Annotated in this window: 10 protein-coding genes; 2 read left to right on the top strand and 8 right to left on the bottom strand. The window is 42.1% G+C overall.

The window, feature by feature from the left end; all coding sequences use genetic code 11:
* Positions 1 to 23: 23 nt before the first annotated feature.
* The 3 genes from lpxC to purC all read right to left on the bottom strand — a co-directional run bounded on the left by lpxC (position 24) and on the right by purC (position 4,558).
* Positions 24 to 875 carry a UDP-3-O-acyl-N-acetylglucosamine deacetylase gene (lpxC, locus tag AACU25_RS25275; RefSeq protein WP_096584031.1) on the bottom strand — a complete coding sequence of 284 codons (852 nt, stop codon included), beginning with the start codon at positions 873 to 875 and terminating at the stop codon, positions 24 to 26.
* Between the two features lie 137 nt (positions 876 to 1,012).
* Complete coding sequence (locus AACU25_RS25270; RefSeq protein WP_096580380.1) at positions 1,013 to 3,577, bottom strand: BamA/TamA family outer membrane protein; 2,565 nt, start codon at positions 3,575 to 3,577, stop codon at positions 1,013 to 1,015.
* A 243-nt stretch (positions 3,578 to 3,820) separates the two neighbouring features.
* The gene (purC, locus tag AACU25_RS25265) at positions 3,821 to 4,558 is read right to left on the bottom strand and encodes a phosphoribosylaminoimidazolesuccinocarboxamide synthase (RefSeq protein ID WP_096580378.1); all 738 of its coding nucleotides are present in this window, start codon (positions 4,556 to 4,558) and stop codon (positions 3,821 to 3,823) included.
* 581 nt (positions 4,559 to 5,139) lie between these two features.
* Between purC and AACU25_RS25260 the strand changes: the two genes are divergently transcribed.
* Positions 5,140 to 5,415, top strand: coding sequence for a DUF7219 family protein (locus tag AACU25_RS25260; RefSeq protein WP_422641119.1), 276 nt, complete (start codon positions 5,140 to 5,142; stop codon positions 5,413 to 5,415).
* Between the two features lie 167 nt (positions 5,416 to 5,582).
* On the opposite strand, the gene AACU25_RS25255 is transcribed toward AACU25_RS25260, so the two are convergent.
* The 5 genes from AACU25_RS25255 to AACU25_RS25235 all read right to left on the bottom strand — a co-directional run bounded on the left by AACU25_RS25255 (position 5,583) and on the right by AACU25_RS25235 (position 12,380).
* Positions 5,583 to 8,180, bottom strand: a complete 2,598-nt coding sequence (locus tag AACU25_RS25255) for a GAF domain-containing protein (protein WP_096580374.1) — start codon at positions 8,178 to 8,180, stop codon at positions 5,583 to 5,585.
* Positions 8,181 to 8,388: 208 nt separating this feature from the next.
* A complete protein-coding gene (locus AACU25_RS25250; protein ID WP_096580372.1) occupies positions 8,389 to 9,525 on the bottom strand; it encodes a glycosyltransferase family 4 protein in 1,137 nt (378 codons plus the stop codon).
* Between the two features lie 6 nt (positions 9,526 to 9,531).
* Positions 9,532 to 10,176, bottom strand: coding sequence for a DUF4291 domain-containing protein (locus AACU25_RS25245; protein WP_096580370.1), 645 nt, complete (start codon positions 10,174 to 10,176; stop codon positions 9,532 to 9,534).
* A gap of 285 nt (positions 10,177 to 10,461) precedes the next feature.
* Complete coding sequence (locus AACU25_RS25240; protein ID WP_096580368.1) at positions 10,462 to 11,616, bottom strand: NAD-dependent epimerase/dehydratase family protein; 1,155 nt, start codon at positions 11,614 to 11,616, stop codon at positions 10,462 to 10,464.
* A gap of 230 nt (positions 11,617 to 11,846) precedes the next feature.
* Positions 11,847 to 12,380 carry a hypothetical protein gene (locus tag AACU25_RS25235; RefSeq protein WP_096580364.1) on the bottom strand — a complete coding sequence of 178 codons (534 nt, stop codon included), beginning with the start codon at positions 12,378 to 12,380 and terminating at the stop codon, positions 11,847 to 11,849.
* Between the two features lie 436 nt (positions 12,381 to 12,816).
* Here AACU25_RS25235 and AACU25_RS25230 point away from each other — a divergent pair, with 436 nt between their 5' ends.
* Entirely contained in the window at positions 12,817 to 13,728 is a 912-nt protein-coding gene (locus tag AACU25_RS25230; protein WP_190445713.1) for an EamA family transporter, read from the top strand.
* The last annotated feature ends 60 nt before the right edge of the window (positions 13,729 to 13,788 follow it).

The following is a 13,788-nucleotide window of genomic DNA, read 5'->3' as shown; positions in this document are numbered from 1 at the left end:
AGATTTTTGCATCAATCCAAAATCTAAAATTGCAAATCTAAAATTCTTTGTGCCAGTTGAATGTGTAAATTGTGGCTGGCCTTATACGCTAAGAAATGAGCGCGGGGGATATTTCCTACTAAACTCAAATCTCCTACTAAATCCAAGATTTTATGACGTACTGGTTCATTTGCAAATCTTAATGGTGGATTTAACCAGCCATCAGGGCCACAAACCAGGGCATTTTCTAAACTACCACCTTTGATTAACCCAGACTTTTGCAGATGTTCGATTTGATGCAATAAACCAAATGTACGGGCAGGAGCAATTTCTGTAGCAAAGTCTGTATCAGGATTTTCCATATTGGCATTAAGTAACCAACTGTGCCATTGATTACCAATAGCAGGCAAATCAAAGTCAATACCATAGCTAAAACGGGTTTCTGGTGCGGGGATAGCCGCCACAAAAGTATCGCCCTCATAAATCCAAATTGGCTCTTGGATAGCTAGGGGTGTTTCGTCTGCAGTTACCGATTGCGATCGCAACCCGACTTGGGCGATACTTTCCGCCCATATCTTTGCTGAACCATCCATTAACGGCACTTCTGGCCCATCAATTTCAATTCGGGCGTTATCCACACCCATACCCACCAGAGAGGCCAATAAATGCTCTACAGTGCGGACAGAAGCCACACCTTTACCTAATTGGGTAGAAAGAACAGTTTGACTAACTGCGGCAACTTGCGCCGGAAGAATCGGTGAATCTGGTAAATCGACGCGCACAAAGTAGCGCCCGCTACCTACTTCAGCTGGTAGTATTCGCACCTGAGTATTAGCACCACTATGCAGTCCCACTCCAGCTTGAGTGATTTCTGCGGCTATCGTGTGTTGTTGCATAAGTTTGGGGATTGGGGACTGGGGATTAGGGACTGGGGATTTGGTAAAGCAGGGAGCAGGGGGGCAGGGAGCAAGGGAGAAATTGTAAATTCCAATTACCCATGCCCAATGCCCCATGCCCTATGCCCTATGCCCATTTAAAACCTTTCCCCAATCCCAAAGTTGATGCGGCTGTCGCCGTCGTCGTTGATACCATAGTCAACCCGAATTGGCCCTAAGGGGGATTGGACACGTACGCCTAAACCGTAGCCGTAGCCTGTACCGTTTTTGTTGAGTATTTCAGCAGCTCTGGTGCTGGTACCTAAGTCAGTACCAAAATCAAAAAATAATGCGCCACTAACTACGGAAAATACGGGGAAACGATATTCTAATGAGGCTTGTACGTAACTGCGGGCGCTGGTTAATGTACCTTCTTCATAACCCCGCACGGAGTTACTACCACCTAAAGTAAAGGCTTCATAAGGGGGTAAGTCACCTAAAACAGTACCACCTTGCAAGTTAAAGGCTAGGGTTTGCGGCCCCTTGCTGAAGTTTAATAAGCTGATGGGTAAATATTGGCTGTAACTGCCCCGTAACCTGGTAAGGAAAATGCTCCCTTGCCCAATGGGTACAGATTGATCGACCCCGAAACGCAGATAAGAACCGCTAGTGGGTTGTAAGGGATTATTACGGCGATCGCGCTGTGCCCCTACCTGTAATAAGAATAAATCGTCATCACCTGAGCCAGACTGCGTGAGGGGAATCAGTTCTGTTGGTTGACCATTCTGGTAAATTGTGCCTTGAGTGACGCTATTACCATCAGCATCTTTGGTGGAAACCCGTTGATATTGGAAACCTGCTGAAGCAGTCCATTCGGAATTACCGTAGGGATTAGCCGAAAGCGGACGTGTAAAAGTTACACCTCCACCTAAGCGGACAACACGGGGGCGATCGCCTTCTGTGTCTCCAGGGAGAAATGTTTCAATATTTTGGTCTTTACCGTCAAAAATCAAGGAGATAGAACGACGGCGGAAAATATTTGCGGTGTAGGAAGTGCGGTAGGGGTCGCCGTCAATCCAAGGATCTGTAAAGCGCAGGTCAAATAGTAGTTCTCTTTCACCTACTTGTAACTCTGCCCCCAATTTTTGGTTTCTGCCATTGAGGTTTTGCTGTTGGTAACTAATAGTACCAAATAGCCCACTGGCAGAACTAATCCCTGCACCTGCAGCAATGGAACCGCTATTACGTTCAGCTACGTTAACTACCACATCTACTCGGCTGGGGTCGCTACCAGGATCAAGGGAAACGTTGACATCTTCAAAGATGCCCAAGCCGTAAACCCGTTGCAAGTCTCTTTGCACAGTATTGCGGTTGAAAACCTGTCCTGGTTTCAACTCTAATTCTCGGGTAACGATATATGGCTGTGTCCGCCCGCGAATTGGTTGTCCTTGTTCGTCTGTTTCCTGACCTTCTTTATTGCGGAACCGGACTCGAATATTCTCTACTACCCCTTCTGCGATTTGCAAAGTCACAACCCCATTTTCGGAAACTTGGGGTGCGCCGATGACATTGGCTAGTACGTAACCTTTATCTTGATAGCGTTTGGTTAATTGCTTGATACCTTCTTGCAAATCACGCAAGTTGAGGATTCTGCCATACTGCTCGCGGAAAACTTCATCTGCTGTATTTTGCGGCAGTACTGAGGGCACGCTAGTACCAGGATTTGCTTGGACTTGGACTTTTGTCAGAATTGGGTTGGGTTGCACAACAAAGCTGACCCGGACTCCTAATGGTGTATCTTCTGGTACTGCTTGGACATTGGAGAAGAAGCCAGTACCAAAGATGGCATTGATATCTTCTTGGAGTTGGGTACGGGTGGTTGTTCTTCCTGGCTGGGTACGAACTACAGAATAAACTTGATTTTCCAGTTCTGGTGTGAGTTGCCCCGATTGCGCTCTCACTGCAACTTCTGATACTAATACCCGGGGTTCACTCGACTCTGTAGAGGTGTCTGGATTTGTGGGAAATACAGGTGCACCCAGGGGTGGAGTCGTACCAGGAGCCGGAGCAGGTGCTGGTTGTGGGGTTGTTTGCTGCGGAGTTGTTTGTCTGGGCGTTGTTTGTGGAGCTTGTTGGAGAGTTGGTTGGGGAGTAGTTTCCTGTGGAGTAGGCTGTGGGGTTGTTTCCTGTGGAGTCTGTGCTGTCTGCATAGGCGAGACAGCGATGTTGCGAGATTGCAGACCCTGGAGTGCCCTTACCCCGGCGCTAGAGGTGTTAGGTGTGGCGCTGGGCACTATCACAGATTTTAGGGACGGATTTGTTGGCTGAATGGTCACAGCAGCGATATTGCGAGACTGAAGACCTTGGAGTGCCTTTACCCCTGCACTTGGGGTCGTAGGTGCGTAGGCGTAGCCTGTCGTAGACATCGCAGCTGGCACTATGACTGGCTTTGTCTTATTTGCTGCTGGAATTGGCAAAGCAGCCACAGTCTGAGGCTGGGAAGCTTTCACGGTTACTGCTTCTGGAAAAGTAGCCGCAGATTTTACCTGTTCGCTAGATTCTTCTTGAGCGATACCATTTTCTGACTTTTGATTTGTCGCTGGTGTCAACACCTCTGCTGGTTGCGACAAATCTGGGTTAGCTGTTTGTGCATTGGCACTGATTGGGGTACTTAGAGGGGCTGCAATTGCTACTGCTGCCACCATTGCGGGAGATAAACGCATTTTATTTAAATTCCTCTTCTCGTCCACACACCATCACAAGGCAATTATGCTCTCATCAGGATTTACGCAACTAGCAAATCTATTCAGGGAAGAGTCAAGAGTTAAGAGTCAAACTTTTGTGAAAATTTGACATTTAACACAGGACTACTTAAGCGATAAAAATATGACTCTTACGTAAATCTCCTCATTATGTCCAAGGTAAAAATTAAAAATTTTCAGAAATCATATTTTTACCTTGCTAATTTAATTTTCAGATCCTACGGCTTGTAATACTCTTTGTAAAACCTCCTGGTAAGCATCTTCTATATTTCCTAAGTCTTTGCGAAAACGGTCTTTATCCATTACCCGACGGTTAGCGTCCGCTTCTGCTGAATCCCATAACCGACAAGTGTCTGGACTAATTTCATCTGCCAACAGCACCTGCTGATGTGAATCAACGCCAAACTCTAGTTTGAAGTCTACTAGTGTAATTCGACAGCGCTGCCAAAAGTCCCGTAGAAACTCGTTGATTTGCAATGCTAGATGGGTAATGGTCTCAACTTGTTCCGGAGTAGCTAGTTCCAGCAGGTAGAGGCGATCGCGTGTTAATAACGGATCTCCTAATGCGTCGTTTTTGTAGTAAAACTCTACCAAAGGCTGTTTTAGTATTGTGCCCAATGGTAGCCCTGTTTGTTGACACAGGCTACCAGCAGCAATATTCCGCACAACTACTTCTAAGGGTAAAATCTTCACAGCCTTGACCCGCATTTGGTTTGGGGCGGGGCTATCAATAAAATGAGTTTTAATACCCCTAGCCTCTAACTGTTCAAACAGTTTACTAGAAATAGTGCAATTAATATTTCCCTTACCTATGATACTGCCGCGTTTTTGGGCATTAAAGGCTGTGGCATCATCTTTATAATCAGCCAGTAAGATTTCAGGATCTTCCGTCGTATAGAGTATTTTTGCTTTGCCTTCGTATAACTTGGAATTAACAGACATGGTTGGCAGTAAATTTACAGGTGATGGGCAGATTTTGGTTTTTGAGGCTTAACCATTTTATCTTTAGTTAATAGTCATTAGCTATGATTCATCAGTCAGGGGTGATTTACCACTGGCAGTTGGCTAACTCCCATCGAGATTTCGCGTAATTTACGCTACCTACCAAGAGTATTTTTTGACAATCTATATAAATTTATTGATGAATAGAGAAAAATACATCTTATGTTCAGCACATTATAGTATATATTAATACATTATTAATAATACTTTCTGTATACTTAATGATGTGCGTTATTTCATGAATGATGCACTAAAATGTAATGAATTGGACAGCAAAAGGAGCGTAAACTATATTACTTTTTGTACGTTAATAAAACATCTGTTTTTAAGCCTACTATTTAATGATTGTCAGCCTAATAATCCCTAGCACTATCAAAATTGACAAATTTACCCAAAAGGTTTACACCAGAGAGGTTTAATTTTGTAATTACTCCCGACTGGACAGAACGCAGATGTAGATTGGCTAGAGATTCAGCTTCAGAATATAGATACAGGGGGGAGTTGAATAAGTGGAGAAAAATATAGTGAGCAAAGATGATTTTCTCTATCCTCGTGGCCGTTACTACGGTCAAGTGAAGCCAGAAAACTTAGTTTTCAATTCTAATCTACAGGAATTTGCCCAACGAGTTAGTTACATTTGTAACTTAGAAACCGGGGGGAAATTGCCACCAGAAGAAGCATACGAACAAATCAAGGATCTGTGGAAACAATTAAAACGTACAAAAAAACAATTGAAAATTGGTGAAAATCCTTTTCAGGATGACCAAGATAATCAGGATCAACCACCAGAAAGCTAGGAACTAGGGACTAGGGATTAGGGACTAGGGATTAGTAAGAAGAATTTTTATAAAACTGGTGTATATCTGCTTGATGGCTGACTTGAAAACAACAAAAAAGGAAGAAGCAGAGGAAACTGAAGGAGAAATAACAAATAATAAATGCCCAATGCCCTATCCCCCATGCCCTATTTATTTGTCATTGTCCAGACACCATCCCAAGAATCGTGGGGTGGTGTTTTTTGGTAGTTATAAGAGCGTTCTATATGGATATTAACTGCTTGGTCATGGGGGCGGAGGTTTTTTGCGGCTTCAAAGCAAGCGATCGCCCGGGTAAAGTTCCTTGCTAAGTAAGCTATGCGTCCCGACTGGTAATAAAACAGAAATTCTTGGGTTACATCGTCGAGGGGTTGAGTGCGATCGCCAATTAATTCATAGATATTTACCGCTTGATACTTACCTTTGACGCGGATTTTATCTAGCTGACGCGTCCAAATGCGATCGCTGCACAGTTGGTAGGTAAATTCGCTCAAAATAATGTCACAACCATATTCTTTGGTGACAGCTTCCAAGCGGGAACTTAAATTTACCCCATCTCCGATGACGGTGTAATCCATGCGTTTGTGAGAACCGATGTTACCAGAAACTACTTCTCCCGAACTAATACCAATCCCAATATTAATTTGTGGTTGTGATTGAATAATCCGCCGTCGATTAAATTCTGCTAGGCGTTGACGCATATCTAAGGCTGCTTGTACAGACCTCCAGGCGTGATTTTCTGTTAATGGTAAGGGTGCGCCAAATACTGCCATTAAAGCATCACCAATAAACTTATCTAGAGTACCTTCATGGTTAAATACTGCTTCTACCATCGTTTCAAAATATTGGTTCAGCAGTGATACCACCTCCGCCGCCCCGAGATTTTCTGTGAGTGTGGTGTAACCGCGGATATCGGAAAATAAGATGGTTACTTCCTTGCGTTCCCCCACCATTAAAGCATCTTCCCCCAAAGCCATCACCTGTTCGGCTACATGGGGGGTGAGATAGCGGTACATGGTAGTTTTCATGCGTTTTTCGCGGCTGATATCTTCTAAAACCACCAAGCCACCTCTCACGCCGCCTTCTGGGTTAGTTAAGGGATTTACTGTTAAATTCAGGCTACGTTCTAACTTTTGTACCTCGCTAGCACTCAAAAACTTCGATTGGGGAGTCAGTGGTTGATTCCAGGGAATAAACACATCTGGATTAGTGCGATCGCGGACTGCCAAAATAAAATGCTGCGTCCAAACTCCTGCATCTGAAGTTTCACTGGGCGACTTAGTTTCAGAACTTTGAATAGGATATAGCCCCACAGTCAAACTTTGCTCGGGAACATAATGTTTAGCCCCTATTTTTAAACTATCTTCCAAGCGCATTTGCAGATTTTCAATTGGTACCACTTCCCAAACCAGGCGGCCGAGTAAATTTTGTTCCCACAACCGCTTATTAGATTTTGTATTTGTATCTCTAACAGGACAACCTAGTAATGCTAATGCGGCATCATTAATAGTGACAATTCTCCCTTCCATATCTGTAGAAATCACCGCATCAGACAAACTTTGTAAAATGTCTTTTTGATACTGTTTTTCTAACAGCACATTTTCAAATAAACGGGCATTTTCCAAAGCAATCCCAGCTTGGATATTAAAGGCTCGCATAAATTCTTCATCAGAGGCAGTAAAACTACCTTGCTGTTTATTAATTAACTGTGTTACACCAATTAATTCATTGGCAGAATTAAACACAGGCAAACACAAAATATTGCGAGTTACATACCCAGTTTTTCTATCTGTCGTTGGGTCAAACCGGGGGTCTTTATAAGCATCAGGAATATTTACAGCTTGCCCAGTGGAAGCCACAAACCCAACAATACCGCGATTGCTGGGCATCCGGATTTCTATAGTATTTGCACCATCTGCGGCGGCGGCTACCTTTGTCCAAAGTTCGCCCATTTCTTTACGATGCAAAAACAGAGTACTGCGATCTGCTTGCATTAAAATGCGGGCTTGCTCCATGACTATTTGCAAAGTTGCTTCTAAATCTAAGCTTTGCCCTAGAGTTTGGGTTGCCCTTAAAAGTGCTGTTGCTCCCCGTTGGTTGCGGGCTGCTACATAAAAAGTTTGACAACTTTCTAATATGATCCCAATCGAAGCAGCAAAATCCCGAAATCGTTCTTCATCATCTTGATTAAATGGCAAATCGCCAGCTTTATTTGCCAGTTGTACTACAGCTACAGTTTGATTTTTGCTGCTCACAACTGGCATACATAAAATATTATGAATTTTATAGCCCATTTGCTTTTCTAATTCTGGGCTAAATAAGGGATGAGTAGAAGTTTCAGCTATATTTAAATATTGTCCAGTACTGGCAACGTGACCAGGAATTCCAACTGTAATGGGCGTACGAATTTCTAAAAATTTTTGTGTATTATCCTGGGGAACTTTTGACCACAATTGATTTTTATCATAATCCACTAAAAAAATCGCCGTATGTTCTGCTTGCAGAATTTGACCTATTTTTAATGTGATTGCTTCTAGAACTTTTTCCAACATAGTTTCTAGAGCTTCATTATTGATTAATTCAATTGCTCTCAGAAATTGCTGAAATTCCGCAGTAATAAAATCTAATAAACAAACAAATTCGTTAACAGAAAGGTCTTTCACACGACGCAATAAAGCGTGGGTACGATTGACTTGAGTGAGTTCGGTTAATGTAGCCAAGACGCTACCAGGATTAGGGAGTGTCATGAGGACTGGGGAATGGGGAATGGGGAATGGGGAATGGGGACTGGGGACTGGGGATTGGGAGACAAGGGGCAAACAATTCAAAATTCAAAATTCAAAATTCAAAATTAAGAAATATGTTTGACTTTTGACTCTTGACCCTTGACTCTTGACCCTTGACTCTTGAAGAATTTGAAGACTTGTTGCTAATGTTGGGACTGTTAAATTTTTATCAGATGGCTGCTGTCAATTGTTGCGCGTAAATCACTTTTTCATAGTAATCCTGTAACTGGCGAGTGGCGTTTGCCCATCCCCATTTTTCAGCTTCTTTACGAGCATTTTGACGGATCAGGTCACATTCTTGTTTCTCTTGTAACAGGCGAACAGTAGCGGTAATTGCACCTTGAATATTTGCTGTCGGCTCAAAAAGATAGCCGTTGACCCCATCTGTAACAATATCAGGAATTCCTCCAGAACGAGCTGCTACCACTGGGCAACCGGCTGCCATTGCTTCTAATAACACTAATCCTAGTGTCTCTGTACGGGAAGGAAAAATAAAGGCATCAGCACTCGCAAAAGCCGAACCTAATTCCCGACCCATGAGATAGCCAACAAAGTTGGTGTTTGTGCCTGCAAAGTGCTTTTCTAGGGCTTGCCGATGGGGGCCATCTCCGACCAATGCCAAGCGCGCTTGGGGAATTGCTTCTAAAATCGGTTTGATGCGCTCAATTTCTTTTTCCGCAGATAAGCGACCAACATAAAGTAGCAAAGGGCTTTCTGGGTGATTTTGCGATAAAAGCGATCGCATTTCGGCACTGGCTAAACTAGGATGAAATAATTCTGTATCCACCCCTCTTTGCCACAAATCTACTCGTTCAATGCCATGTGCTGTCAATTCTGCCATCATTGCAGTGGAAGTACATAGATTTAACTCTGCTTGATTATGTCCAGCTTTTAGCAATTCCCAAAGCAAGCCTTCTAACATTCCTAAGCCGTAATGCTGGAGATATTGGGGTAAATGAGTATGGTAAGAGGCTACTAAAGGAATTTTGAGTATTTTGCTGTAGAATATGCCAGATAGACCCAAAACTGCTGGATTGACGACATGAATAATATCTGGCTTAAACTCCTCTAAAGCGTAACCTATGGCTGGGCGAGGCAATGCCATTTTTAATTCTGGATACAATGGCAAGGGAAAGCCAGTCACGCCGTAAACTTTAGCTCCTTTATGTTCGGTGATCCCGCCTTCGGGGGCAACCACTAAAACTTGATTTCCATGACGCTGTAGATGGTCAACGGTATGACGCAAGCGCGTTACAATACCGTCAACCTTGGGCAAAAAGGTTTCAGTGAATAGAGCAATTCTCATAAAATACTATTCAGTCCAGGCTGATAATCCCAGCTGCTTTTGCGTTTGTTGATCACTCACAGAGTAAACTGTCTCCTGTGGCGTAATCAATTGCGCGCAGTCAGAATTAATGTTTTGCCGCTGTTGTTGGACAAAATCAGAGATATCTTCAATATGCAAGATCCAATCTTTGGCATAATTAGCTAAGAATTTTCCGCGTAGCCCTATCTGAATAGCACGCCGTTCTAATTTAGCACCAGATGGGTGATGATCTGGGTCCCATTGCAATCGTACTTGTGATTCTTTTAGCGCTGATTTCCAAGTAGTTTCACTGGGATATAGTTCGGGAATAAAAGTAGAATGCACTGCAGATGACAACATTTCTTCAAAAGCCCAACGTTGAATCCAAATAGCTAATACTACTTCTTGCTCAGTTTTTATACCCCATCCGGAACGATACATCATCCATAAAAAATTAGGCTTGATCCAACTCATACGATCAAAATTAAATTCGCCGCCAAAATAACCATGAGTGGCGGCGAAATAACCAATAGCTGGACGATATGCTTGATAAACAACAATTGACTGGTCATCATATTGGGCTAGAATGTGACGACCAGTCTGAGGCCAGCGACTTACTTGATTTAAATAAGATTCTGTTATCAGCCGCATAAATAATGAATAATTCGTAATTCGTAGTTCGTAATTCGTAATTGAACAGTGTCTACGTTGAAAACTATAGTTTTCAAAATTGACAAGGTTTAAGGGATTTTCAAGAAATAAATTATTCCCTCTTGTGGGGCGGGCATCTTGCCTGCCACATAAACTGGGCGGACAAGATGTCCACCCCACAATAAATACTGGGATATTTTTTTATTTGGAAGTCCCTAAATGGATAGCTGCTATCCATTAGTTGTAACTACGAATTACGACTTGGAAATTACGAATTACTTAAGCCTATTTTCTATGCCAAGAGACTTTAGGCAGAATTTGCTTTTGATCGACTCGGTTTTGATATTTGATGGCAAAGTTTAATAGAGAATCGAGAAGAGAATCAGAGAGATAGTGAGGCTGTAAGCCTAAATCCAACAGCTTGGTGTTTTTAGCGTTGAAATAATGCTCTTCTTTCTCAACTCTGGGATTATCTAGATGATTAATATCCACATTGATTCCCATAGCATTGCCGGCTTTCTTCACCATGATTGCCAAATCACCAACGCTAAATTGTTCAGTGAATTGGTTGAAGACACGGAATTCACCAGCTTGAGCAGGATTAGCGATCGCTAATTCTACACACCTTACTGTATCCCGAATATCCAAAAAGCCGCGTGTTTGTCCGCCTTTACCGTAAACAGTCAGAGGATGACCAATAGCTGCTTGAATGCAGAAGCGGTTGAGTGCTGTACCAAACACGCCATCATAATCCAGGCGGTTGATCAACATTTCATCCATTCCCGTTTCTTCGGTTAAAACGCCATAAACCACGCCTTGATTCAAGTCTGTAGCGCGCAGTCCCCAAATCCGACAAGCAAAATGGATATTGTGACTGTCATGCACTTTACTGAGGTGATACATTGAACCTGGCTGTTTGGGATAAGGTAATGTATCTTTGCGACCATTATGTTCAATGGTGATATAGCCTTCTTCAATGTCGATATTGGGAGTACCATATTCACCCATTGTCCCTAACTTCACAAGATGACAATCAGGAAAATCTTCCCGCATCGCATAGAGCAAATTCAAAGTGCCGACTACATTATTGACCTGAGTCACAACGGCGTGTTCGCGGTCAATCATGGAAAATGGAGCCGAACGCTGTTCCCCAAAATGGACTATAGCGCTGGGTTGGAATTTGTGCAGCGCTTTATGGAGGAATTCATAGTTAGTGATATCGCCAACAAACAAGTCTATGGATTTACCAGTTAAATCGTACCAGCGCTGGAGACGTTGCTGAATTGGCGCGATCGGAGTAAGAGTTTCGACACCAAGCTCGTTATCCCAGTGCCGCCGCACTAAACTATCTAAAATCCCAACTTCGTAACCTTGATTTGAAAGGTAAAGAGCAGTTGCCCAACCACAATACCCATCGCCACCAATAACCAGGACTTTCATTTTTACCTGTTTTCACTCGCTGTAAGCTAAATCTACCAGGTTTGTGTCACCGCTCAACTACCTAAAGGGTGAAAATTGGGGATTGGGTATTGGGGACTGGGGGTTGGGGACTGGGGACTGGGGATTGGGTATTGGGGACTGGGAGATATTCCAATTACTCATTACTCATTACTCATTACCAATTACCAATTACCGATTACCAATTACCCATGCCCAATGCCCCATGCCCATTATTGCTTTGGCACCTTATATTGCTGGGCTATGTAATAAAACAAGTGGTAGTAATCAGTAAAATCTTGGCTTTGGCTTTGTCCTCGCCAGTAGTATTTAATTTGACCTTGAGTGATGGTTAGGGTCATGGAACTTTCTTTTTGACCTACTTCTACAACTAAAACCCCAGATATTCCTTGAGCATTTTGAAAGTTGGGATTGACTGTGATTTTGGCGTTCTGGTCTGGATTCAAAGATGCTGGTAGCTGATTACCTGCCCAAGACCGAATTTTTACTGATTCATCTTGCGGGGAAACAAAAACTATTCCATCATTATTTTCTGGTGGTGGTAAAGCATTCCAGTTACTAGGGTAGGGAAACTCAAAGTTATAACGTGTATTGAGATAAGTTTTCCAAGTTAAATTAGAGGCATTAAAGCCTGGCGCTGTACACCCCCACAGCATCATAAATAAAGCGATCGCTCTGCCAAAGCTGTGGACGTTAAGATAAATGTTGCGCCCCAAACTACAGGCTTTAACCGTAGCAGTAGACATTAATTGCACCTAATAACTAATTTCTCGGAAATTTGGTTTTAGTTTATACCCAAAAGCCATTTTTAGCACCTTGATTTTCCACGAGCAAGAAAATAGAGTTAACTATTCCCTATTCTCTAGTGAGCAACGGGTCTTTTGTTCGCTAATGGCGAGGCTAATTTTTGGGAATTTTCGGGTAATTAAAAAATAAAATACGAGTCTTATAGTAAGAAATAGCAATAATCATCATTGTAAAGATTGGCAAGTCAAGGGGTGGAATTTTTGACTTATGCAGTCATCTAATTGTTGAAGCAGCAATTAATTTTCTAAATAGCCGATTACGAGCAATTTAAGCAAGAGATTGCTATACGCTAAATCTTGCTTAAATCTATTATGACTATTGACCATTGTTAAATCTTGACTTATGAAAGTAGGCTACACAAATAAGTCAATGATTATGACAATAGATTACTTAAAAAAGTCTGCTTTCGGTTTTAAAGGTCTGCTATATGCATTGTTAGCTATTTTGATTTGGGCAACAATTGGTGTAACTTTCAAATTAACTGTGCCACATCTCGATAGTTTTACTACAACGCTATATGTTACTTTCTTGTCAACTTGCGTTCTTGGTATTAACATTGTCAGGCAGAAAAAATTGGTAATTCTGCAAAAAGAATGGAAAAAACAGCAGTTTTTCTTCGTAATTGCTGGAATTATGGGTATGGGTATTCAGCAAATATGCGGATTAAAAGGCTATCAACTTCTGCCTGCTTCACAGGTGGTTGTAATGTTTTATATCTATCCATTGCTGATGACATTCTTTGGAGCCTTGTGGTTTCATGAGAGGTTATCTCGCAAATCCGTTTTGTTGCTGATAACAGGTTGTGCGGGAGTTTATTTGTTGATTGCCAAAAATCAAATATTGGCTATTCAATTAAATCTTGGTACTGCTGCAACATTAACAGCAGCAACAACTTGGGCTTTATTTTGTGTGTTGATTAAGCACAAAAATTTTGATCCAGATGCAGGAATGTTTCTGTTTAACTTATTTGGCTTGTTGTTTTTACTCGGTTTAGTACCAGCATTTGGGTTGACATTAACATTAACTTCTACTCAATGGCTTGGGATTATCTATTTAGCTGTATTTCCTAACACGATTGCTTCTTTACTATGGAATCAAGCATTGCATCTCAACTCAACACAAATATGTTCAATGATTGCATTGCTAACTCCTCTATTTTCACTCATGTTCAATGTGTCAATTCTCCATGAATCAATTATGCCAATTCAATTAATTGGATTTATAATTTTAGTTGGCTCAGTTATGCTAAATCTTGGTAGCTGTTTAAGATTTAAATCTAGCTATTAGACATATCAATATATTCTAGAGGGCAAAGCAATGCCTTGCCCCTACATTTGTTATATTATT

The organism is Tolypothrix tenuis PCC 7101 (genome assembly GCF_963874875.1).
GTDB lineage: Bacteria > Cyanobacteriota > Cyanobacteriia > Cyanobacteriales > Nostocaceae > Aulosira > Aulosira tenue.
Note: the sequence above shows the minus strand (reverse complement) of the source record. Positions and strands in the feature narration are given on the sequence as shown.